Here is a 23,330-nt window from a genome sequence, read left to right on the forward strand (position 1 = left end):
TTATTGCTAATCTCAATAATTATCTAGACGATGTGGAAATTAATTTTCCCGTTCACTTCTTTTGTGTACTAATTGGAATCTCAAACCTTTTTACTAAATTGAAGTTCTAATTTTTTTTGCTTCTCACACCTATATGGAAGATATTATTTTCTTAAAATTTTGAATAACTAACTGTAAAAAAGATATTGTCATCAACTTAAAAAACAAATCAAAATGAAAATTGCTACTGCAGATATTTGGGATGATTACATGGCAGATGTAAAACTGTTAAATGTAGAGCTAAAAAATTACGGGAAGAAAACAGCCTTTTATGGAGAAATCGTTACTCTTAAGCTATACGAAGACAATTCCATTCTAAGGAAAACCTTGGAAGAAAAAGGGGTTGGAAAAGTTTTGGTCGTTGATGGTGGTGGTTCTAAAAGATGTGCACTACTTGGAGATAATATTGCGACATTAGCCATAGAAAATGGTTGGGCGGGGATTATTATATATGGTTGCATTAGAGACTCTAAAGTCATAAAGACATTGGATATCGGTGTAAAAGCCATAGGAACTTGCCCAGTAAAAAGTGCAAAAAGAAATGTTGGTTTAAAAGGTGAAACACTTTTAATACAGGGAACCGAAATAGTTCATGGCGGCTATATATATTCTGATGAAGACGGAGTTTTACTTTCGAGAAAAAAATTGTTGTAGCTCCTTATTTAAAATTGAAAATGTATAAACCATCCTTATGTCCTAAGAATTCATGCACAAAACCCACTTAATCAGAATTAATCTTAAGAGAATATCGCAATGAACAAAATAGTTGTTATAGCTGCCTTGTTTCTATGTCTAGGATGTCACAATAACCATCACGAAACAGCTACAGACCAATTAAAAGAACACAGTGATAAACACCATGGAGATAAACATGCGAAGAAGCATGGCCCAGCTAATGAGTTTATGCACCAAACTCCCGTAAAGGATTTAATTGAACGGTTCGAATCGCCTGAAAGAGATGATTATCAAAAACCTGAAAAAGTATTGAATTATTTAGGTGATTTACAAGGATACAAAATAATGGATATTGGTGCTGGTTCTGGCTACTTTTCCGTGAAGTTGGCAGAAAAAGGAGCAACAGTTATTGCTGCCGACGTGGATGACGAATTCCTAAATTTTATACAAGACCGAATCGACACTGATAATTTAAAGCATATAGAAACTCGCAAAATACCTTACAACTCCCCTAACCTTAAAGAAAGTGAAGTCGATATGGTACTAATAGTTAACACCTACCACCATATAGAAAATAGAAGCGATTATTTTTCAAAAGTAAAAATGGGAACCAAAGAGGATGGAGAATTGGTAATTATTGATTTCTTTAAGACAGAAGCGCCTGTGGGTCCACCAGCCAATCACAAAATATCTATTGATGTTGTAATAGCAGAGCTAAAAGAAGCAGGCTATACCAACTTTGTGGTTAATGTGGATTTATTACCCTATCAGTATATCATTAAAGCCAAGTAAAGAAAAGGCAAATTTCAGCAATTTAATCTTATGGTATATTAAGAACAATTACTACTGAAAATACCTAATAACTCTTCAAGGTGAAGCCAAAGGTTAAAAATTGGTCTTCGCGTTTTTGGCCTTCTACAACAATACTCTCAAAGGTATGAAGGTAATTAATCTTAAAGTTGAGGAACTTCCAAATAGGGAATTCAAGACCAAAATCGGCTTGCCAACGGTAATTGTTAGTTTCCTCTAAAGACGGTTGTATATAACTTTCGTGGGTAATGATGACTTTTTCTTTAAAGAGGTGGTATTTACCGTTCACCCAAACCGTACCACGGAAGGTGTTAATTTCGTCACTACTATCGTAATCATCGATATTAAAATCGGTATTATCAAAATTGGTTTGTTCGTACTCACTAGTGAGCGAAAACTTGAGCCAGTTTTTATTCTTTTTATAAGCTTGCCAAGTAAATCCAGCTCCTATCAACGATCGCGAGCTGATTTCTCGTCTAAAATTGGTACTTAAAAAGCCTAAAATCTGTGGATAAATTTTTTTCTCAGGATTGAAATATAAAAAGTTGAGGCTTAAAAAATCGGCATCTGCCTTTTCTTTACCAAACTCTTGGTAGACATACGAGTTTTGGGTCTTCACCACCCATTTTTTCCAAGGCTTATACGTGACACCAGATTTAGCTCTAAAAATTAAGGTTTCTACATTACCACCTTGCCAAAAACCGGTTAAGGATAAATCGGCTTTAATCTTTAGCGAATCACTTTCATTGATTTGTGCCGACAACAACAGAGGGAACCACAATAAAATGCATACTATCTTTTTCATGCCACAGTAACTGAAATTATACTTCCAAATACAATGCGAAGATATTTAATTGCCAAGGATTACCCTTAAATGGCCTTAAAATTTTACGATAACGTTTTCTTTAGAGGGAGATTAAGGTTTGCCCTCATTTAATAACTCAGCCACGAAGTTTTCAAATTCGGTTTTAAACTCAGTGTATTTTTCTCCAGTAGCCGGACCATTAAAACCAGTGTGTATTTTACGAACCTTTCCCTTTTTATCAATAAAAATGGAGGTTGGGTATGATAACACATGATTCAACATCGGCAATTTTTCCTGAGCCTTGGTTTTATTCGAGGTGCCAAACTGTGCCAAAAGTATTGGGTAGTCAATACCAATTTTAGATTGTAAACGGTTAATACGGCTATATGCGGTTTCCTTATCCTTGGCATATTCAAAGGCCAAGGCAATAAACTCAACATCCTTACCCTTGTTCTTTTGGTAATAATCAGCGTAGTATTTGCTTTCATCCAAACAGTTTGGGCACCAAGTGCCCATAATCTGTACAATGACCACTTTGTCTTTAAATCGATAGTCCTTTAGGCTTACCATTTCATCAGACGTATTAGGGAATGTGAAATCAATACTATCGTAACCTTCCTTTAAAAAGGTAAGTTCATTAGCACTAGGCAATTCATAATTTTCATTGCGTTTGCCTACAAAAGGTTCTTTCCAGTGATTCCCAGAATAAAAAGTACCTTCCATAGTGGAATCGCTTACTTTTGCCGTGAATAAAAAAGCATGTGCACCATCGAAGGTGGAAAGTTTCATAGTATCACCATCCATTACACCTTCAAGATAACGGTAATCACCAGTTGTGGTTCTAAAAGTACCCGTAACTTTTTCACCTTGTTGCTCAAATATCCCTTTAGCGATATATTCATCACCTTCAATACCTTGACTAAATACAGTTTCCCAAACTCCCGAGACATCAAATTCTGGCTTTGTAGATGCTTCAAATCGAAGTGCAGGGCTAGGTCTACCATATTCAGCAAAAAACGGCACTACGCGATCTAAGCTTTCTTTAATAAAGCTTCCCTTTAGGTTATCACCATGAAATGTAGCTGCTATATAACCTTCAAATACTGGTGTAGTAATAAAAATTGAATCGTTACGATATTCAATTTCGTCCACCTCTATGACTTCTTCGGCATTAAATATTTTTAACTTGTTTTCTGATTCTACTTCAAAAACAAAGGGTAATTCTTCATTATCTTGAACTTCTAAAACAGCTCGGTAAGTTCCAACTTTTAACTTATTCGCTTTAGCTGTTTCATTTTTACAAGAAATCGCAATCAACACAACCAAAAGACCTAAAAAATATCGCATCATAATATGGGTTTGTATGAAGTTCGAAATAACAACATTTACCTTACATAAAAAAGCAAAGCTTCATTTCATTTAGCGACAAGTATTTTTATCTTTGTAGCTTCATTGAACTGAAATTATGAAGATATCATTCAACTGGCTTAAGCAGTTTATAAAGATAGATTGGGACGCTGAAAAAACTGGTGAACTACTTACGGATCTTGGCTTAGAAATAGAGGGAATTGAACGTTACGAATCCGTAAAAGGTGGATTAAAAGGTGTTGTGGTTGGTGAAGTCTTAACCTGTGAGCAACATCCTAATGCCGATCGCCTAAAAGTCACCACAGTGAACATTGGAGATGACGAACCTGTACAGATTGTTTGCGGTGCGCCTAATGTTGCAGCAGGACAAAAAGTGCCTGTAGCGACTATTGGCACTACCCTATATTCTGCTGATGGTGAAGCATGGAAGATCAAAAAAGGAAAGATTCGTGGTGAGGAAAGCTTTGGTATGATTTGCGCTGAAGATGAATTAGGTCTTGGTGAATCGCACGATGGGATTATGGTTTTAGACAAAAAACTCAAAGTAGGCACACTAGCAGCGGAAATCTTCGATATTGAGAATGATGATGTCTTTGAAATTGGTTTAACACCCAATCGTGCCGATGCTATGAGCCATTATGGTGTAGCACGCGATTTGAAAGCTGGTCTGTTACAAAAAGAAATTGCGCTAGAGCTCATTACACCATCGGTAATGTCGTATCACGTAGACACAAGATCCTTAAAGATTGATGTGGACGTTAAGGACAAAGAAAAATGTCCACGCTACTGCGGAGTGACGATTTCTGGTGTTAAAGTGGAAACATCTCCTAATTGGTTGCAGCATCGACTGAAGTCCATTGGCTTATCACCCATCAACAATATTGTAGATATTACCAACTATGTGTTACACGAACTGGGGCAACCTTTGCATGCCTTTGATGCCAATAAAATTTCAGGTAATAAAGTTTTAGTAAAAACCTGCAAGACTGGTACTAAGTTTACTACACTTGATGAAACAGTTAGAGAATTACATGAGGATGATTTGATGATCTGTGATGCTGAAAAACCGATGTGCATTGCTGGTGTTTTTGGTGGTATCGATTCTGGTGTTACCGAAAATACGGTGAATATATTCCTGGAGAGTGCTTATTTTGACCCTGTGAGTATTAGAAAAACAGCCAAGCGCCATGGACTAAATACGGATGCATCATTTAGGTTTGAAAGAGGTGTTGATCCTAATATCACCGAATATGCGCTAAAACGCGCTGCTTTGTTGATAACTGAAATTGCTGGTGGGGAAATTACAAGTGATATTTCGGATGCTTACCCAAATAAAATCGAAGATTTTCAAGTGCGCTTAAGTTTTGAGAATGCTAAGAAATTAATTGGTGAAGAGATTCCTAGAGAGACCATCAAAAGTATTTTAACATCCTTAGAAATAAAAGTGAATAACGTTACTGAAACCGGATTAGGACTTACTGTACCGGCTTACAGAAATGACGTACAGCGCGAAGCTGATATTATTGAGGAAATCCTAAGAATTTACGGTTATAATAACATCGGCACCACTGAAAAACTAAATGCTTCCATATCCAATTCCAATAGATTTGAAGACTATAAACTTCAGAATGTGATTGGCAATCAGCTAGCCTCACAAGGCTTTTATGAGATTATGGCAAACTCTTTAACGTCCCCTAAATACATTGAATTAAGTGAGGATTTACAATCAGAACACAATGTTCAGATATTAAATCCGTTAAGTAATGATTTGGAAGTGATGCGCCAGTCGCTATTATTCTCTGGGTTAGAAGCGGTATCTCACAACATCAATAGAAAGCGTAATGACTTAAAGCTATTTGAATTTGGTAAAACATATCATCAATACTCAGAAAACCGCAAAGAGCACAAACACTTATCGCTATTTGTTTCTGGAAATAAAACCGAAAAACGTTGGAATTCTGAAACAAAATCTAGCAACTTTTTCTATCTAAAAGGGATTATTGAAACTGTTTTACAGCGTTTAGGTTTAAACCGTTTAAAATCTGCACCAACCAATTCTGGGGTTTTAAGTGAAGGGATGAGCCTTTCACTTGGAAAGAAAACCTTGGTCAATTTTGGATTGGTAAAGAAATCAGTGTTGAAACACTTTGGCATTTCGCAAAATGTACTATTTGCCGATTTTAATTGGGACAATGTCTTGGAAATGGCACAGCATAACAAGATTAAGTTTAGTGAGATTCCGAAATATCCTGAAGTACGCAGGGATTTTGCACTATTGCTAGACAATGCTGTGACTTTTGAAGATATCCACACCATAGCTAAACAAACTGAAAAACAATTGCTTAAAAATGTAAATTTATTTGATGTTTACGAAGGCAAGAACCTACCTGCTGGTAAAAAGAGTTATGCGGTGAGCTTCACCTTACAAGACGAACATAAAACCTTAACTGATAAACAGATTGATAAGATAATGTCTAAGCTACAGGCTAATTTTGAATCCAAGCTTGGTGCAGAATTACGATAAACATTATCATTTTCTTTACACTTATCACAAACCCTTTTTTTATTTTTAACAAAACTTAAAACATCAAAAAATGGCAAATGTAACACTTGGAGGTACTCCAGTAGAAACAATAGGAAACTTACCGGCAATTGGTAGCAAAGCACCTGATTTTAAACTCACAGGTACGGATTTAACAGACAAAACCAACGCTGATTATACAGATGTACGATTGGTATTAAACATTTTCCCAAGTGTTGATACTGGTACTTGCGCACAATCTATAAGGACATTCAACGAAAAGGCAAGTCAATTAGATAACACTAAAGTATTATGCATTTCGAAAGACCTTCCTTTTGCTATGGCGCGCTTTTGTGGTGCCGAAGGTATAGAAAATGTAGAGAGCTTATCTGATTATAAAACAGGTCAGTTCGGTAATGACTACGGATTAACGTTTACCACTGGTGCCTTTGAAACATTACTATCGCGATGTATCGTTGTTATTGATACAGACGGTACGATTCTACATACGGAACAGGTTTCTGAAATTGCAGATGAACCTAACTATGATGCTGCTATTGAGAGTCTAGCATAACTTTTTATGCAAAAAAAAGAACCCTTTATTGTCAATAGGCTTAAAAGTGTAGGTTTTGCCTTTAAGGGCATGCTCATTCTTATAAGAACAGAGTCTAGCATAAAAACACAAGTCCTTATTGCTATTGCCGTGACTATTGCTGGTTTTTATTTTGAGATTTCTTCAACGGAATGGATGGTACAAATCGCTATGATAGGATTGGTTATGAGTATAGAAGGTGTTAATACAGCGGTTGAATATATAGCGGATTTTATTCATCCCGATCATCATCCAAAAATTGGACTAATTAAAGATATCTCTGCTGGTGCAGTTTTTATTGCCGCTGTAGTTGCTGTTATCGTTGGCTGTATCATCTATTTTCCTAAACTTTTTTAATACCAAAACCATTCAAATAAACGTTACAAAAGAGTGGCTTTATTCCACTTTTAATTTAATAGTACATCTTAAAATGAAGTTGTTGGTGCTAATTCTTTTTCTAGGCTATTTCTTAATGGGTTGCAATGCTAAAACTAAAGATACTGTTATCATCGAGACTATTGAAATAACCAAGGATACTATAGATACTATCGAAAAAGACACTTTGAATATCTCAAAGGATTTTGTTTTAGGGAAATTCGATTACAAAGTTGATTCTACATTTGTAAAGGTGAGCACAAAGTATGCAAACAAAACGATTTATTTAAAAGACGAAGTTTACAGAGCGTTTCTGCAAATGTGTGATGCTGCTACCAAAGACGGTATTTCATTCAAAATCATTTCTGGAACTCGGAATTTTTATGAACAAAAAGCGATTTGGAAACGCAAATGGAGTGCGTATAAAAATCTTAATCCAAAAGAACGTGCTTTGAAAATTTTGGAATATAGCTCTATGCCTAGTACATCGCGACATCACTGGGGAACTGATATTGATTTGAATAGTTTAAATAATTCGTATTTTAACAGCGGAAAAGGATTAAAAGAGCACAAATGGTTAATGGCTAATGCCAATAGTTTTGGTTTTTATCAAGTTTATACTGAGAAAACTAATGGTAGAACGGGATACCAATTAGAAAAATGGCATTGGTCGTATTTACCTTTAGCAAGTCAATATCTAGCATTTTACAATGCCAATATTGGCGAAAAGGATATATCAGGATTTAAAGGCTCGGAATTAGTCTCGCAGCTTCATATCATTGAAAATTATGTGAATGGCATTTCTGAAAAAGCGATAAATTATAATTAAACTTCCGTTTTGTTGGAAGATATATATGGCAAAAAAAACAACTAAAAAGCAAAGAGCTACCAAAGCAAAGGCTAAGCCCAAAACAAGATTAAGAAAGCCTTCTTTTAAGTTATCAAATCAACAGAAGCTTATTTTTGGAAGCTTATTGATTATACTGGGTGTTCTACTTTTTATCTCGTTTTTATCTTTCATTTTCACTGGGAAGGAAGATCAAAGTGCACTCAGCACTTTCCCAGAACGCTCAGACGCTTATAAAAACTGGGCAAGTCAATTGGGCGCCTGGATTAGCGAACTATTTATAAGTAAGGGATTTGGTTTACCTTCGTTTATATTCTCAGGTTTAATTTTTCTGTCAGGTGTTTATGTTACTCTAAATCTAAAGAAAACAAAACTAAGAAAGCATTGGGTTTGGGGAACTCTAATTGTTATATGGCTCTCTATATTCTTTGGTTTTTTTACTCACAAATACGATATGTTAGGTGGTACCATAGGTTTTGAAATGAATCATTTCTTTCAAGATTATATAGGTAAAATTGGCACTGCTTTATTATTGTTATTTGGACTTATTGCCTATTTAGCAATTAGGTTTAAGGTTACTGGTGATACCTTTGTCAATATATTTCGCAGTGCCAAAAAAGATTTGAAGAATGACTCGTCTTTAAATTCTGAAAATGAACAACCGCCTATTGTTGTCGATAACAGTCTTACCGAAGAAGCTGAAGCTATAAAATCTGCGTTTGAAATTCAACTCGACAAACAAGAACCAACAATAAGCAACCACTCTAAACCTAAAGAGGGTACTGAAAGTCTTAAGATAGAGATCGATAAAAAAGCAATTGACACATCAGGTTTAAAGGTTGAAGTTGAAGCGGTCGCTGAGGAAAAGTCTGAAACGGACAATCTTGCGGATAAATTGGTTGAAGATTTTGGACAATTTGATCCTACACTGGAATTGAGCAACTATCAATTTCCACATTTAGACTTACTCAAAAAATATGATAATGAAGGTATTTCTATTGACCAAGAAGAGCTTGAAGAAAATAAAAATCGTATTGTAGAAACCTTAAACAATTATAAAATAGGGATTACAAGCATTAAAGCGACTATTGGCCCAACGGTGACGCTTTATGAAATCGTTCCGGATGCAGGAATTCGAATTTCAAAAATTAAAAACCTTGAGGATGATATTGCTTTATCCCTTTCGGCATTGGGAATCAGAATCATTGCACCTATTCCTGGCAAAGGTACTATTGGTATTGAAGTTCCTAATAAAAAAGCCACCATTGTCTCTATGCGTTCGGTGATAGCCTCTCAGAAGTTTCAGCAATCCAAAATGCAGTTACCAATTGCCTTTGGTAAGACCATTAGCAATGAAACCTTTGTCGTTGATTTAGCCAAAATGCCACATTTGCTTATGGCTGGAGCCACAGGGCAAGGAAAATCTGTTGGTTTAAATGCTGTATTAACATCACTGTTGTATAAAAAACATCCGGCGGAAGTAAAGTTTGTACTTGTCGACCCAAAGAAAGTGGAGTTGACTTTATTCAATAAGATAGAACGTCACTATTTAGCTAAGCTTCCAGATAGCGAAGACGCCATAATTACCGATAATACCAAGGTTATAAATACACTGAATTCGTTGTGTATTGAGATGGACAATCGCTATGATATGCTCAAAAATGCATTTTGTAGAAACATTGCAGAGTATAATGCCAAGTTTAAAGCTCGAAAACTTAATCCAAATGACGGTCATAAGTTTTTGCCCTACATTGTACTAGTAGTTGATGAATTTGCTGACCTTATCATGACTGCTGGCAAGGAGGTAGAAACACCAATCGCTAGATTAGCGCAATTGGCACGTGCCATTGGCATCCACCTTATTATCGCTACACAGCGCCCTTCGGTAAATGTCATTACAGGTATTATAAAAGCGAATTTTCCGGCACGTATCGCATTTAGAGTGACTAGTAAAATTGATTCGCGTACCATCTTGGATGGTTCTGGCGCAGATCAGTTGATTGGTCGTGGTGATATGCTCTATACGCAGGGTAACGACTTAATACGACTTCAATGTGCGTTTGTAGATACACCAGAAGTTGAAAGAATTACAGAGTTTATTGGCAGTCAAAAAGCGTATCCAGATGCACATTTATTACCAGAATATGTTGGTGAAGAGGGTGGCACAAATCTTGATATAGATATCTCAGATAGAGATAAGTTATTTAGGGAGGCCGCAGAAATCATTGTGACAGCACAACAAGGTTCGGCTTCTTTATTGCAACGTAAACTAAAACTGGGTTATAACAGAGCAGGAAGATTAATAGATCAATTAGAAGCCGCAGGTATAGTTGGTCCTTTTGAAGGTAGTAAAGCTAGGCAGGTATTAGTGCCAGATTTAGTAGCTTTGGATCAATTATTAGAAAATGAAAAACCATAACATTACAACATAGACAAACAAAATGAAATCTAAGATTCACAAACGCAATAAGAAAAATAGAAATCTTGTGAGTAAAAGAGTATTTATTCTAGTATTTTTAGGATTAGGAATGATAGGTTTTGCCCAGAGTGATGCAAAAGCAGAGGCTCTACTTGATGAGGTAGGCAGCAAAATCAAAACTTATAGAAACATAAGTTTGGACTTTAAATACGAGCTTAATAATGTAAGCGAAAACATTAAGCAAGAGACAAGAGGTGATGTAGTTATTGAAGGAGAAAAGTACAAGCTTAATATTTTGGGAGTAACTAGAATTTATGATGGTAAGACCTTATATACAATAAGTCCTGAAGATGAAGAAGTTACCATTTCATCAGATAACACGGAAGATGAAGGTACTATAACTCCGAGTAAAATGTTATCATTTTATGAAGAAGGTTATACATTTAAAATGGATATCGTTCAAAATGTAAAAGGCCGAAAGATTCAATACGTTAAATTGAGTCCTATGGATACCAATTCTGAAATAAAACATGTGTTATTGGGTATTGATGCAACTACCAAACACATCTACAATCTTATTGAAGTCGGTAAAAATGGAACGAAAACAACATTAACTGTTAATTCTTTTCAAACCGATCAGCCTATCTCAAAAACCTTATTTACATTTGACGAAAGTAAATACCAAGATTACTTTATAAACAGAATCGATTAAGGTTTTAAACGCTTATATGTGAAAATACTTGATAGGTACATACTTATCACATTTTTAAGGACGTTTTTTAGCGTCTTTATTATATTCATGTTCATCTTTGTACTGCAAGGGGTTTGGCTCTATATTTCTGAACTCGCTGGCAAAGACTTGGATATTTCTGTTACAGCTAAATTCATTCTGTATTATATCCCAAAACTTATTCCCTTGGTGGTGCCCTTAACGATTTTATTATCGTCCATAATGGTATTTGGGAATTTTGCCGAGAATTATGAGTTTGCAGCAATGAAATCCACAGGGATTTCTCTACAACGTGCCATGCGAAGTCTCAGTGTTTTTATCTTTGCTCTTGGTGTAGCTTGCTTCTTTTTTGCAAACAACGTTATTCCTTGGGGAGAGTATAATTTTTACAACTTAAGAAGAAATATTGCTAAGGTAAAGCCTGCTTTAGCAATTGCCGAAGGACAGTTTAACGAAATTGGCAACATTAACATAAAGGTTAATAAAAAATCTGGAGATAGAGGCCAATATCTCGAAGGCGTCGTAATGCATCAAAAGAGTTCGTCAAGATCAGGAAATTATAAAGTAATAGTTTCAGAAAAAGGGGAACTAATTAGCACAACAGATTCGAATATTTTACAATTACAATTAATCAATGGTAATTACTATGAAGAAATTGTAAATAGAGATGCACGCAAAAATCAAAATAAACCTCATGCCAAAAGCTATTTCGACACCTATACCATTAATGTTGATTTAGAAATCTTAAACTCTGAAGATCTTGATGAAAAAAATTATAAGGATCGTTATAGTATGTTGACGATTCAACAACTCACTAAACAAATAGATACCTTAAAAAAGGAAAGGGATAAAGATTATGGGGCTTTATCTACTACGCTTTATAATCGTACCACTTATAAATCACTTAACCGCAATATTAAAAAAGCAAAAAAAGACACTTTGTACACTGGTGAAATCCTTGATCTATTCGGTGCAAATAACAAAGTTCAAATTGTAAATTTAGCTATAAATTCAGCAAACAGTACAACTCAAATTTTAGAGTCCAATAAGAAAAATTTTGAGTCTAAAACTATTTGGTTAAATAAACATATTATTTCATTTCATGATAAGTTTGTATTAGCTTTTGCATGTATTATACTATTTTTTGTGGGAGCGCCATTAGGTGCATTAATCCGTAAAGGGGGAATAGGTTTGCCTATGGTTATTGCCATAGTATTATTTTTAACCTATCATTTCTTTGGAATCTTTGCCAAGAATAGTGCAGAAAAAGGGAGCTTTAGTCCCATAATTGGCGCTTGGCTCTCAACAGCAGTAATGTTACCTTTAAGTATCTACTTAACTACAAGAGCTACCAATGATAAAGGTGTCTTTCAGTTTGATGCTATTTTAGTACCATTAAAACGAGCATTCACACCAAAAAACAGATTACAACTTTCAGAAAGTGAAACCAAATCCTATAACTATTACAAAAGGTATTCGGTTGAAGAATTGGTAAACGTTATTAAACAGCAAGGTGAATATGACCTCGATAAAAAACCTAAGGAAATAGCGCTACATAACTTATTGAATAGAAATATTCCACTCGAAAAATTAATGGAAGAAGGACTAGATGTCGATAAAAAACTTATTCGTGGAAAGCATTTATTAAAAGATTATAAAGATTACTCAAAAACAAGCTTAGTCAGCTTTATTGTTGGAGGAGCTTTGCTGGGATTACACTTTATTTTTAAAAACAATAAATTACCTGTAGCAGCTGATGCTTCGCTTAGCTTAAGTATAATAGCCTTTATCTTTTTTGCCATTTATGTCGTTGTTGATGCTTATGTTTATTCAAATTTTTATAAAACCATTGGTCAAAAAGACAAGCGTATCAACCCATTTCTTTTAATATTATCGCTACCACTCTATCCATTAAAGTATATTATTCTTAGAAATAAGATAGAGCACGACTTCTATCAAAGTTGTATTCAGAATATAAAATAAGCGTATCTTTGCTACGTATAAATCCATTGTGATGACCGTAAATTCCATGAATACCCAAACCAAACTAAACACTATTGAAGAGGCTATTGAAGATATTCGTCAAGGTAAAGTGATTATTGTCGTGGATGATGAAAATCGTGAAAATGAAGGCGACTTCTTAGCTGCAGCCGAAAAAGTGACTCCAGAGATGATCAATTTTATGGCTACGCATGGTAGAGGTTTAATCTGTACTCCACTTACCGAGCATCGTTGTGAAGAATTAGAACTCAATATGATGGTAAGGAACAATACGGATCCCATGGAAACGGCTTTTACAGTTTCAGTAGATTTAAGGGGAAATGGTGTAAGCACTGGTATTTCTGCCAGTGATAGGGCAAAAACAGTAAAAGCACTAGTTAATAGAGATACCAAAGCTTTTGAACTGGCAAGACCTGGTCATATTTTTCCTTTGGTAGCCAAAGAAGGTGGTGTCCTAAGACGTACAGGCCATACGGAAGCGGCTATCGATTTTGCTCGTTTGGCTGGTTTTGAACCAGCAGGTGTTATAGTGGAAATAATGAATGAGGACGGTACCATGGCGCGCTTACCAGAACTTATGGAAGTAGCCGAAAGGTTTGATTTAAAAATTGTATCCATCGAAGACCTTGTTGCTTATCGTATGGAGTACGATTCTTTAATTGAGAAAAAAGAAGACTTTGATGTTGAAACACGCTTTGGAAAGTTTAGATTAAGAGCGTATCTACAGACTACTAATAATCAGGTTCACATTGCTTTGACTAAAGGAACTTGGACATCTGATGAAACCGTATTGACAAGGGTAAATGCCACTTTGGTTAATAATGATATACTAGGTACACTGACCAATAATGCTGATAAGAAGTTAGATGATATGTTTAATGCCATCAATTCTGAAGGAAAAGGAGCCCTAATTTTTATAAATCAGCAAGCCCAATCGATGAATCTTCTCTCACGCCTAACGGTCTTAAAAGAAAATCAGGTAGAGGGCAAATTAGTAAAAGCGCCAAGAATTCCTATGGATAGTAAAGACTTTGGTATTGGTGCCCAAATACTTCACGACTTAAAAATAAGTAAGCTTAGATTGATGTCTAATAGCCTACAAACCAAACGCGTTGGTATGATTGGTTATGGCTTGGAAATTGTGGACTACGTTAATTACTAATCGATTAATATCCGTTTACTTACCGAACGATTTTCTGAATTAATTTTTAATATATAAATACCAGAAGTTAAATTACCAATATCAATTTTTTTGGTACTCCTTTTACTTTTAATCATAAGTTGGCCTAAAGTATTGTAAAGCTCTATATAGTCTATTGGTTCATCTGTTTTTATATTGATATAATCTGATGTTGGATTAGGGTATATATTAAATTTATCTTCAAGAACCTCATCAGTTCCCAAATTATTTTGATAAACACGTACATAATCTATAACCATAGCACTTTCAGTAAAACTAGAATCTATAGTACCTGCAAAACCACCCATGGCCACATTCAATATTAAATACTGTTCTAAATCAAATGGCCAAGTATCAGCATCCTTAACAGCAGGATTATAGGTATAATACCCAACATCGTCTATCATAAAGGTTATTTGGTTGGGTGACCAATTCATGGAATAGACATGAAAATCATTAGCTACATCTGCCAATGGAAAGGTTTCGGTATTTACGGTATTACCAAAACTAGAAGGTGTATGTATGGCACAACTCACTTCATTAGTAGCATGTAAGCCATGCTCCATAACATCCAATTCGCCGCAAGCAGGCCAAGTTGTAGTACCAAAACCTTGAGTTTGCCAATAAGCACCAGTCTCATTAATATTTTTACCAAGTGTCCATATAGCAGGCCAAGTACCATTACCTGCTGGTAATTTTGCCCTAACATCTACCCTGCCATACGTAAAGGCAAACTTAGAATTTAACCTTGCTGAAGTATAATTTAAGGTCACTCCATCTTGGGTTAAGTTTTCGTTCTTAGCCACTATGTTTAAGAAGCCATTTTCTACAAATGAATTATCCAAACGATCCGTATAGTGCTGCTCTTCTCCATTAAACCACTGGCCTCCATTTGGTCCAAATGTTTGATGATACCACTTTGTCCCATCAACTACTTCTGGAATAGAGCTGTCAAACTCATCAGACCACACCAAATCTGTATAAATCACATCGAGTTCATGAGGGTCACTTGCAGCAGAACCGTTATTAATATCATCTATACGAAATGCACCTGGTATGTTGCTTCCATCATCTATTCTAATCACCAACCTGCTGTACGTGCCACTTCCACCAACCGTTGAAAAATCAAAAGTGAGGTTTGACCAATTATTTTGATTTGATGGTACGGCAACACTAACCTCTACGTCGGGATTTGTACCATTCTCTAATTTAACAACAACCATATGAGTATTTGGGTCAAAGGCATAGAATCGCATTGTAATTTCATCCTCTGTATCTAAATCAATTGGTTGGGATAAATCAATATAATGGCCTTGTTCGGATGTAGAACCTGAGCGGAAAAACTCTCCTGTAGGATTATTGGAATCTGTTGGAGATGGTACAATAGTGAATGTACTGCCGCCCCAAACATTAAAATTATGCGAACTGTCTGAGAAATCGATTGGCATCTGCTGTGAAAACAACAAACTTATTGAGAAAAAAAATATTAGCAGGTAATTTAACTTCATAGAATCTATTTTTGTCTAAAAATAGAAATACTATAAACTAATCACTAGAAATTGACCTATACAAAAACTGTACAGACGAGCTATTTAAATCCTATATACTCATCTTGAGCATCGAGAATTTCCTTAACATAAGCTTTGTACTCAGGGTAATCTTCTGGGGATATATCTTCTATTGAAGTGTTACATCTAATTGAAACTTTCAACTGACTTGGCTTAGGCTTATCATAAGTAATATTGTAAAAATGATTTTTGAATGAAAAAGCCTTACTCTCTGGTATTTCAACGAAAGACTTATCGCCCTCTAAATCAATAATGTAATCTGTTGTATAGATGTCCACATACTCATATTGAATATAATCGATTGGAAAATTTCGTTTTTCAAGCTGAATAATTGAGCTTTCATAGGGATGTGTAATAATAGGTAACTGTAAAATTTTAATTGAACCTATACTATTTAATTTCTTATTGATTGTTAAATCAGACGTATATGAAATCATTTTATCATCATTCTTATTATCTATTTGAGACACATCATTTAATGTAAAATCATCGAATATTTTACCTTTATAATCATCCAAAATAGATTTTTTAATCACCTCAGGATTGGGTTCATCAAATACTTGATTATAGTAAGATGCATTATGTCCTTTAACCTTAGACGTTATAAGCAGATTCATATTTTTTTCTGTAACCCCAACAACTACTATATTATTAATCTCCGATTTATCCCTAGCAATATTGTCTAAATGAAATAATTCATATTGTATTTTAGCTTCTTGGGAATCAAATGGTATTTCTAGTGCCGTTGCTCCACGCAAACTCGTAGGAAGTGATTTATAAGGTAAGTATTTATCCGTCAATTCTAAAAACTGTTCTTTGCCATCAATGATGACCTTGACGATGCAATGATTAAAATTGGTACTCGGTAAAACCATATCATTTCTTCCGTAATCAGATGTAAGTATTAATACAAGATTTGACTTTAAATCTGCCATTTTGGCCAGAGTGGTAAATAATGTTGAAAAATCCTTACAATCCCCCAATTTGGTATTTATGGTTTTTGAGGGCTTTTGCGGTATAAAACCACTTTGCCTAAAGTTGACATAGCTATAATTAAAGTCCGAAGTCACATAATTATAAATAATTTTGGCTCTTTCATCTTCACTCAAATTTTTATGGCCATTGGGAAACAATTTCTTAAACTCAGATTTAACCAAATCATTAACCTCTATTCTAGAACGTACCAAATCAGAATACCATTCCGAAACTTCATTCCAATCATTGATTGTGCTAAAATGCAAGTACCCCACTTCATCGACAGAGTTTGGCATATAGTCCTCTGCAAAAGGTAGCGTAGTCGGACTATCTAATTCCCATTGATAAAGCGTATATTCTTTTCTCTTATCAATCTTAGGTCGCAAATCACCATTGACAAACTTATAGTTGAGCTTTCGAGAATTTGGAATTAAAACTTTTGCCGAAGACTTTACAATAGGGTGAAAAGAGAAAAATTGATACTTATCGGAAATATCCTTATAGAAATGGCCTGTGGTTGACGTAGTTCCTTCATAATCAATATAGACGATATCACCTAAACTTATATCTGTAAAAACAAGACTTGAACCGCTTTTGTCCGCAGGCACAATATTGCCATTTGGTTTAATGAGTTCTGATTTTGTAATAGTATAAGATCCCGTTAGACCCAAGTTGTATTCTTTAAATGTATCTATACCACTATTTGATGTAATCTCATAAATATAGATGTAGCGATACTTAAAACCTCCCTCTTTATAAATTTCGATATAACTATCATCCAGAAGAATATTAAATCCATAATTATTGGATTTAATTTTGTTTCTGTTCACCTTTACAAAACCATAAACATCGTCCAAAACCAATTCTTTTATATTATCAGGTTTATTGGATAAATCCGAAATCTTTTTTCTTAAACCAGAATCGCCACTATTATGCGTCAAAGCCTTTTTGTAATATTTTAAGGCTTCATTAGGCTGGTCTAATTGTCTTAGTATATCTCCTTTAAATTCCATGGCGACAAAACTGTAAGGGAAGTTTTCCAATAACTGATTGGCATAGGGCAATGCCTCTTTATACCTTTGATATTCAATCAGTTTATTTACTATTCTTTTAACATAAGCGTTATTTGACTTCAAATCGTCATAGTATTTTGTGATCAGTCCAATACATTTTTCCTTTTCATTTCTATCTTCGTAATATCTTAATAACTTATTTTCAGCCTCCATAGAGAAGGTTCTAGAAATCATCATCTCAAGCAACTCAATAGTTTTATCCTGATCTTGAAATACTTGGTCATAAAGGGAGATAAATGTGAGGTCAAAACTATTATTTCCGGCAGAGTTTTCATGAATAGCATCTAGTGCTTTACGAAGCTCAACAAGATTCTCCTTTCTAGCATAATAAAAGAAGTCCGCAGAAGCATGAAAAAGTTTGGAGTCAAAGGCCTTTTTTAGCTTATTAATATAGTCCTCAAAATCGGTCATGCTCATTCTGAGCAAGTCATTATAATTCGCCAACTTATTAAGTATTGGTAAATAATAATCAGGGTCGTCTCTTTCTATATTCTCATTTAATTCATTTATGGAGGTATCATCATTTTCAAGGTTATAGGTGGTTATTAGTGCCTTTCTCAAAAATGAACTTTCTGGGTACTTTTCATAATATGGCATAATTACAGCTCTTGCCTCATTATATCTTGAATTCCTTATATAGGTGTTGAAAAGAGCATAATGATAGAAAAAGTTCTCTTTATTTTTTTTAACTTTTTCTTTAAAATATAATTCAAAGTCATTCTCTTTAAACTCTGGCGACAGCGCTTGCAAATTCGAAGTATTATATTTGACAGGTTTACTAGAAATATTCAAACCCTTAATCGGCATTTTTAATTCATCGAAAACAGAAATTAAAAAATAGGAAGAAGAGTTGCTTTCGGCATTTTTAATAACTAAACGATTTGTGCCCTTCGGTAAATTTACCTTTAATTCGTACCCACTAAGATCTGTGCTAACATCTTTATCATTTTTAAAAATCTCGATATCATTCAAGAATATCTTAAATGCAGATCCACTTCCTATCCGTAAAATTACTCGTTGATCTACTGGAGATGTTATGAACGTTTGAGCATAATGTACTCCTGACCCATACTCAGCGTGATTTTCAAAAAATTGATAGGCTTGTCCCTTGCTTACTTTATCATACCATTTTAATGATCCATTACTCCTAGCGTCAAAAATCACATCATCGTCCGATTGCACTTCAGGTTTGTAGAACTTGTCAATCCCACTTTCATTTAAGTTTTCGAAAACACCACAATATTGCCAATCGTTGATACTATTTATTTTTTCGTTATCTGCATAGTACGATTCCCAGTCATTGAGATGACGCTTTACAACGGATTGCATATAGATTAATGCATCTTTTAAATCAACGTTTGTCACCCTATCTGGGGTTATATGATTTATGAGTTTAACATTTTGATTATTAAAACCGTTACTTATATAATCATCAAATATGAATGGATTACCCCAAAAAGCATATAAGAAATATTCAAAATCTTCCTGCTCTAAAAACTGCTCTACAAAACTCTCATTTCGCTCTAGCTTTCCTGCTTCTATTCTAGAAACTTCATTTAAAACCAGCCACTCGATGGTATTCTCTTCTTCTTCGTGAAGAATTTTAACGGCTTCCTCACGATTGTTTTTTAGGAGGTTATCCCAAAACGTATCATAGCTATTTTGAGCATTCGAATAAAAAATTGTGAGCAAAAAAATAAATAGGAAAAAATGTGATTTTTTCATTGAGAAGAGAGTTTGAAATTAAATTGATTGTATGATACTTACCATGCTTTCAGCTCTTGTTTTAACTTCCTCAGTTGTCCAAGATAATTTAATCAAACAAGAGATATTTCTGGAGATATAAGCATCTGATTGTTCAAAAGTCTTTGTGTCAAGGTATCGCAATCCATCTTTGACTTCTTTTGAAATAGGAAATAAAGATTTCAACTCTTTAAGGTGATCCCACTTTCTTATGTAATGCCAATTATTATCGTAATAGTGAAAACATCCATCGATACCATTATCCTTAAAAGCTTCGGAAACTTTTCTAGTTGTATCTAAATCAGGTAAGAAAAAATTTAAAAACGCATAGCTTTCTGTACCACCTTCAGGCACCCTCCTAAATTCAACTTCTGCAATTTGAGAAAGTGCTTCTCTAATGATTGTATAGTTTCTCCTTTGAATTTCGATAAACTCTGGCAATCTCTTAACTTGAGCCAAACCAACAGCAGCATTTAACTCAGATATTCTAAAATTATATCCTAAAAAAGGATGGGTTTCTGCACCACGATCATGACCTACATGATCATGGCCATGGTCTGAATAATGATCTGCGTTTATATAATAGTCCTCATTATTGGTGACAACAGCTCCACCTTCACCACAGGTAATGGTTTTTACAAAATCGAAAGAAAAACAGCCTACATCGGCAATGCTTCCTAAAGGTTGTCCTTTATAGCTTCCGCCTATGGCCTGACAAGCATCTTCAACGAATATCAAATCGTATTTATCGCAAACTGAACGTAAAGCATCCATATCACCCATACTCCCACACATCTGCACGATCATTACAGCCTTAGTTTTTGAGGTCACAGCCTCCTCTACAGCCTTAGGGTCTAAAGTCAACGTGTCGTCTATATCCACTAAAACCGGAACGGCACCCAGCATCATAATAGCTTCAAAACTCGCCACAAAGGTAAATGTTGGCATTATAACCTCATCACCTGCTCCAACACCAGCGGAAGCCAATGCTACTGTTACGGCTGCTGTACCACTAGACACCAATTGCACATGCTTAGAATTAAATGCTTTAGTAAGTTCTACTTCAAGTTCTTTAGCTTTCCAATGCCCTTTGCGCATACCATCAAATCCATAACGCATTAAAACACCATTGTCTAACACATCATTAACTTCTTTTCGTTCTAAATCACCGAATAATTCGAATCCTGGCATAAGTTTATACAGTTATATTCTTACAACAAATATAGCTTTTTGTAGACTTTTTAAGAGGGTTTATTTATAATTCTACTATAGTTTCAGATAAAGATTTTCTTACTTTTTTTAAATCCGCAAACATATCATCTTCTGCTCTGTAACCAACTGGAAACATTAAAACAGAACTCAATCCATATTGGTCTAAATTTAGAGCCTTATCAATTTCTTCAGGAATAAATCCCTCCATAGGGCAGCCATCTATGCCTTCAACGGCACAAACAGTCATAAGATTGCCAAGGGCGATATAAGCTTGCCTTGTCGCCCAATCGATCTTTTTGTCATAGGGCATTTCGTTTATTGTGGTTTTCAAACCCTGCTTAAAAGGCTCTAATACGGCATCTGGTGTATTTCGTATTTCTTTAACGGTGTTAAAATGTACATCAACATCAACTTCATCGATATTGTCTTGAATACAGAGAATTAGGAGATGTGAAGCATCAGCTACTTGCTGCTGACCAAATGAGTGCTCTACCAATTTTTTACGTTTTTCCCTATCTTCTACTATGACCATTTTTAATGTCTGTAGTCCATAGGATAAAGCGGTAAGATTAAAAGCTTCCTTTAAAGTCTGAATTTGTTCTTTTGACAGAACTTTTGTAGCATCAAATTTCTTAGTAGCATAGCGCCACTTTAATTTTTCTAAAATAGACATAGAATTTTTTTTGCAAAGATAATTAATAAGAAAAAGTTTTATAACAAAAAAACACTTCACCTTTTCTGTGAAGCGTGTTTTGGATGAGAATGAAGAGGGATTATATATCCTAAATGGTTATCCTAGACAAACATAAATCCACACAACGCTTTGCGCAGTTGGTTTTCCATTTTCATTCGCCTTCAAAAGCAAGTCTTTGTCAGTTCCAAAAATACAAAACCCAAAACTTTCGTTTCGGGTTTCTTTTGCGGAGAAAGAGGGATTCGAACCCCCGGAGGTGTGACCCTCGCTGGTTTTCAAGACCAGTGCATTCGACCACTCTGCCATTTCTCCGATTGCATACCAGCCCAACAAAAATGCTTTACCGTTCTGGCGGGTGCAAATATAAAACCCTTTTTGATGTTGCCAAAGGGTTTTTTTAGTTTTTTCAATTTAATGATGGTCATTGATTTTAAATAAAATTAGCAACATTAAATTAAGGATTGTATTTTCGGCACAATATATGTTATTAAAAACGTTATCATCACAAATCCATCTTTATGAAACATTATGCATTACTTGTAGTCGTTTTTTTAAGTGCGCTTAGCCTTGCGCAGAATAAAACAATAGCTATTGGTGAAAAACTGGTTTATGCAGCGTCTTACAATATGTCGGGATTGCTGACAGATATTGCACAGGTAAAAATGGAAACTAGTGAGGTTAAAACATCCAAGAGCTCTTTAATGCGTTTAAAATGTACTGCAACTACCTATAAGGATTGGGATGGTTTTTTTAAGATTAGGGATTTATACGAGAGTTATGTCAATCCAAAGACCTTAACACCATTTCTCTATAAGAGAGACATAAGTGAGGGTGGTTATTATAAATTTATGCAGTACAAGTATAACCATAAAGCCAAATTGGTAAATAGTTTAAAGCGTAAAAAAAGAAAAGACGGGACGACTTGGGACGAGAAGAAAAGTGTGAAAATCAAACCTGCAACTAAAGATTTAGTTAGTACTCTTTACTACATTAGGAACTTAGATATACATAAAGCTAGCCCTGGAGATCAGCAAAATTTTACGGTGCTGTTTGATAACGAAGAACATATAATCACATTAAAATATATAGGTAAAGAGACGATCTCTACAAAGCTAGGAAGAAAAGAATGCTATAAATTGGCTATAGTAGCCATAAAAGGAAGTGATCTTCTGAAAGGTAAAAATGACAACTTGCTTTGGCTGACTGCAGACGCAAATAAAATTCCGGTTTATGCTAAGTTTAAAATTCCTGTCGGAAATGGAGAGTTAAAGATTCAATCTGCTTCGGGTCTAAGAAATTAGTTTAAAATACGTTAGTAAAAAACACATCAGAATGATTAAAAAACTATTCATCATTTTAGGTTTTATAGCGGCAATTTTAGCTGTTATTTTAGCAGTTACTCCGCTTTCGAATTTGGCGATAGCTCCGATTATTGTGGCATTTATAAGTGGATTGGTAATACTCTTGGTCTCAAAAAAAGAGAAAACCAAAACTAAAACCATCCAATATATTTTTCTGATGGTCATAATAGCTTTGTTTTTAACTATTTATAAAGGCATCTACGCTACTTCAGAAATTGGTAATACTGAACAACTAGAGCAACGCGATGAGGAAAACCTTGAAGATTCTAAAGAAATCTTAGAAGACATTGAGTTTGATGAAGATTTATAGAATTTCGTTACTTACCTAAAAAATATTTGATG

At 34.8% G+C, this 23,330-nt stretch carries 18 protein-coding genes and 1 tRNA gene; 12 read left to right on the top strand and 7 right to left on the bottom strand.

The genetic code is table 11. The annotated features are described in order from the left end of the window. The first annotated feature begins 213 nt into the window (after positions 1-213). Together rraA and Q0992_RS10805 are read left to right on the top strand one after the other, a co-directional pair. On the top strand, positions 214-693 hold the full coding sequence (gene rraA, locus Q0992_RS10800) for a ribonuclease E activity regulator RraA (protein ID WP_299523768.1): 480 nt from the start codon (positions 214-216) through the stop codon (positions 691-693). 99 nt (positions 694-792) lie between these two features. Continuing rightward, the gene (locus tag Q0992_RS10805) at positions 793-1,506 is read left to right on the top strand and encodes a class I SAM-dependent methyltransferase (RefSeq protein ID WP_299523772.1); all 714 of its coding nucleotides are present in this window, start codon (positions 793-795) and stop codon (positions 1,504-1,506) included. 64 nt (positions 1,507-1,570) lie between these two features. On the opposite strand, the gene Q0992_RS10810 is transcribed toward Q0992_RS10805, so the two are convergent. After that, positions 1,571-2,329 carry a DUF481 domain-containing protein gene (locus tag Q0992_RS10810; protein ID WP_299523775.1) on the bottom strand — a complete coding sequence of 253 codons (759 nt, stop codon included), beginning with the start codon at positions 2,327-2,329 and terminating at the stop codon, positions 1,571-1,573. A gap of 111 nt (positions 2,330-2,440) precedes the next feature. Beyond that, the gene (locus Q0992_RS10815; RefSeq protein ID WP_299523948.1) at positions 2,441-3,676 is read right to left on the bottom strand and encodes a peroxiredoxin; all 1,236 of its coding nucleotides are present in this window, start codon (positions 3,674-3,676) and stop codon (positions 2,441-2,443) included. Positions 3,677-3,794: 118 nt separating this feature from the next. Between Q0992_RS10815 and pheT the strand changes: the two genes are divergently transcribed. The 8 genes from pheT (at position 3,795) to ribB (ending at position 14,344) form a co-directional block, all read left to right on the top strand. After that, positions 3,795-6,221: a phenylalanine--tRNA ligase subunit beta gene (gene pheT / locus Q0992_RS10820; RefSeq protein WP_299523778.1), complete on the top strand. Its 2,427-nt coding sequence runs from the start codon at positions 3,795-3,797 to the stop codon at positions 6,219-6,221. 70 nt (positions 6,222-6,291) lie between these two features. Next, the gene (gene tpx / locus Q0992_RS10825; protein WP_299523781.1) at positions 6,292-6,792 is read left to right on the top strand and encodes a thiol peroxidase; all 501 of its coding nucleotides are present in this window, start codon (positions 6,292-6,294) and stop codon (positions 6,790-6,792) included. 6 nt (positions 6,793-6,798) lie between these two features. After that, complete coding sequence (locus Q0992_RS10830) at positions 6,799-7,167, top strand: diacylglycerol kinase family protein (protein ID WP_299523784.1); 369 nt, start codon at positions 6,799-6,801, stop codon at positions 7,165-7,167. Between the two features lie 73 nt (positions 7,168-7,240). Beyond that, a complete protein-coding gene (locus Q0992_RS10835) occupies positions 7,241-8,014 on the top strand; it encodes a M15 family metallopeptidase (RefSeq protein ID WP_299523787.1) in 774 nt (257 codons plus the stop codon). A gap of 25 nt (positions 8,015-8,039) precedes the next feature. Then, entirely contained in the window at positions 8,040-10,451 is a 2,412-nt protein-coding gene (locus Q0992_RS10840; protein WP_299523790.1) for a DNA translocase FtsK, read from the top strand. Positions 10,452-10,473: 22 nt separating this feature from the next. Then, the gene (locus Q0992_RS10845; protein WP_299523793.1) at positions 10,474-11,163 is read left to right on the top strand and encodes an outer membrane lipoprotein carrier protein LolA; all 690 of its coding nucleotides are present in this window, start codon (positions 10,474-10,476) and stop codon (positions 11,161-11,163) included. An 18-nt stretch (positions 11,164-11,181) separates the two neighbouring features. Next, a complete protein-coding gene (locus tag Q0992_RS10850) occupies positions 11,182-13,164 on the top strand; it encodes an LptF/LptG family permease (protein WP_299523796.1) in 1,983 nt (660 codons plus the stop codon). 31 nt (positions 13,165-13,195) lie between these two features. Beyond that, the gene (ribB, locus tag Q0992_RS10855) at positions 13,196-14,344 is read left to right on the top strand and encodes a 3,4-dihydroxy-2-butanone-4-phosphate synthase (protein WP_299523799.1); all 1,149 of its coding nucleotides are present in this window, start codon (positions 13,196-13,198) and stop codon (positions 14,342-14,344) included. Here ribB and Q0992_RS10860 read toward each other — a convergent pair. The 5 genes from Q0992_RS10860 to Q0992_RS10880 all read right to left on the bottom strand — a co-directional run bounded on the left by Q0992_RS10860 (position 14,341) and on the right by Q0992_RS10880 (position 21,939). Continuing rightward, entirely contained in the window at positions 14,341-15,870 is a 1,530-nt protein-coding gene (locus Q0992_RS10860) for a family 16 glycosylhydrolase (RefSeq protein WP_299523802.1), read from the bottom strand. The two genes, ribB and Q0992_RS10860, sit on opposite strands and share 4 nt — an antisense overlap. A gap of 80 nt (positions 15,871-15,950) precedes the next feature. Next, positions 15,951-19,703 (bottom strand): DUF3857 domain-containing protein, encoded by a 3,753-nt coding sequence (locus tag Q0992_RS10865; RefSeq protein WP_299523805.1) that lies wholly within the window; start codon positions 19,701-19,703, stop codon positions 15,951-15,953. 18 nt (positions 19,704-19,721) lie between these two features. After that, entirely contained in the window at positions 19,722-20,912 is a 1,191-nt protein-coding gene (locus Q0992_RS10870; RefSeq protein WP_299523808.1) for a DegT/DnrJ/EryC1/StrS aminotransferase family protein, read from the bottom strand. Between the two features lie 64 nt (positions 20,913-20,976). Then, positions 20,977-21,606 (bottom strand): NAD(P)H-dependent oxidoreductase, encoded by a 630-nt coding sequence (locus Q0992_RS10875; protein ID WP_299523811.1) that lies wholly within the window; start codon positions 21,604-21,606, stop codon positions 20,977-20,979. A 248-nt stretch (positions 21,607-21,854) separates the two neighbouring features. Then, positions 21,855-21,939 (bottom strand) — tRNA-Ser (locus Q0992_RS10880). Positions 21,940-22,145: 206 nt separating this feature from the next. On the opposite strand from Q0992_RS10880, the gene Q0992_RS10885 reads away from it, so the two are divergent. Together Q0992_RS10885 and Q0992_RS10890 are read left to right on the top strand one after the other, a co-directional pair. Continuing rightward, on the top strand, positions 22,146-22,928 hold the full coding sequence (locus Q0992_RS10885) for a DUF3108 domain-containing protein (protein ID WP_299523814.1): 783 nt from the start codon (positions 22,146-22,148) through the stop codon (positions 22,926-22,928). 31 nt (positions 22,929-22,959) lie between these two features. After that, positions 22,960-23,298, top strand: coding sequence for an FUSC family protein (locus tag Q0992_RS10890; RefSeq protein ID WP_299523817.1), 339 nt, complete (start codon positions 22,960-22,962; stop codon positions 23,296-23,298). The last annotated feature ends 32 nt before the right edge of the window (positions 23,299-23,330 follow it).

The organism is Winogradskyella sp. (genome assembly GCF_028289625.1).
In the GTDB taxonomy this organism is placed as follows: Bacteria; Bacteroidota; Bacteroidia; order Flavobacteriales; family Flavobacteriaceae; genus Winogradskyella.

What these genes read in the sequence shown, in the direction of transcription:
- pheT (WP_299523778.1), top strand. Translation starts at nt 3,795, where the DNA reads ATGAAGATATCATTCAACTGGCTTAAGCAGTTTATAAAGATAGATTGG.
- Q0992_RS10805 (WP_299523772.1), top strand. Translation starts at nt 793, where the DNA reads ATGAACAAAATAGTTGTTATAGCTGCCTTGTTTCTATGTCTAGGATGT.
- Q0992_RS10885 (WP_299523814.1), top strand. Translation starts at nt 22,146, where the DNA reads ATGAAACATTATGCATTACTTGTAGTCGTTTTTTTAAGTGCGCTTAGC.
- ribB (WP_299523799.1), top strand. Translation starts at nt 13,196, where the DNA reads ATGACCGTAAATTCCATGAATACCCAAACCAAACTAAACACTATTGAA.
- Q0992_RS10835 (WP_299523787.1), top strand. Translation starts at nt 7,241, where the DNA reads ATGAAGTTGTTGGTGCTAATTCTTTTTCTAGGCTATTTCTTAATGGGT.
- Q0992_RS10865 (WP_299523805.1), bottom strand. Translation starts at nt 19,703, where the DNA reads ATGAAAAAATCACATTTTTTCCTATTTATTTTTTTGCTCACAATTTTT.
- Q0992_RS10875 (WP_299523811.1), bottom strand. Translation starts at nt 21,606, where the DNA reads ATGTCTATTTTAGAAAAATTAAAGTGGCGCTATGCTACTAAGAAATTT.
- tpx (WP_299523781.1), top strand. Translation starts at nt 6,292, where the DNA reads ATGGCAAATGTAACACTTGGAGGTACTCCAGTAGAAACAATAGGAAAC.
- Q0992_RS10810 (WP_299523775.1), bottom strand. Translation starts at nt 2,329, where the DNA reads ATGAAAAAGATAGTATGCATTTTATTGTGGTTCCCTCTGTTGTTGTCG.
- Q0992_RS10830 (WP_299523784.1), top strand. Translation starts at nt 6,799, where the DNA reads ATGCAAAAAAAAGAACCCTTTATTGTCAATAGGCTTAAAAGTGTAGGT.
- Q0992_RS10870 (WP_299523808.1), bottom strand. Translation starts at nt 20,912, where the DNA reads ATGCCAGGATTCGAATTATTCGGTGATTTAGAACGAAAAGAAGTTAAT.
- Q0992_RS10840 (WP_299523790.1), top strand. Translation starts at nt 8,040, where the DNA reads ATGGCAAAAAAAACAACTAAAAAGCAAAGAGCTACCAAAGCAAAGGCT.
- Q0992_RS10815 (WP_299523948.1), bottom strand. Translation starts at nt 3,676, where the DNA reads ATGCGATATTTTTTAGGTCTTTTGGTTGTGTTGATTGCGATTTCTTGT.
- rraA (WP_299523768.1), top strand. Translation starts at nt 214, where the DNA reads ATGAAAATTGCTACTGCAGATATTTGGGATGATTACATGGCAGATGTA.
- Q0992_RS10860 (WP_299523802.1), bottom strand. Translation starts at nt 15,870, where the DNA reads ATGAAGTTAAATTACCTGCTAATATTTTTTTTCTCAATAAGTTTGTTG.
- Q0992_RS10845 (WP_299523793.1), top strand. Translation starts at nt 10,474, where the DNA reads ATGAAATCTAAGATTCACAAACGCAATAAGAAAAATAGAAATCTTGTG.
- Q0992_RS10890 (WP_299523817.1), top strand. Translation starts at nt 22,960, where the DNA reads ATGATTAAAAAACTATTCATCATTTTAGGTTTTATAGCGGCAATTTTA.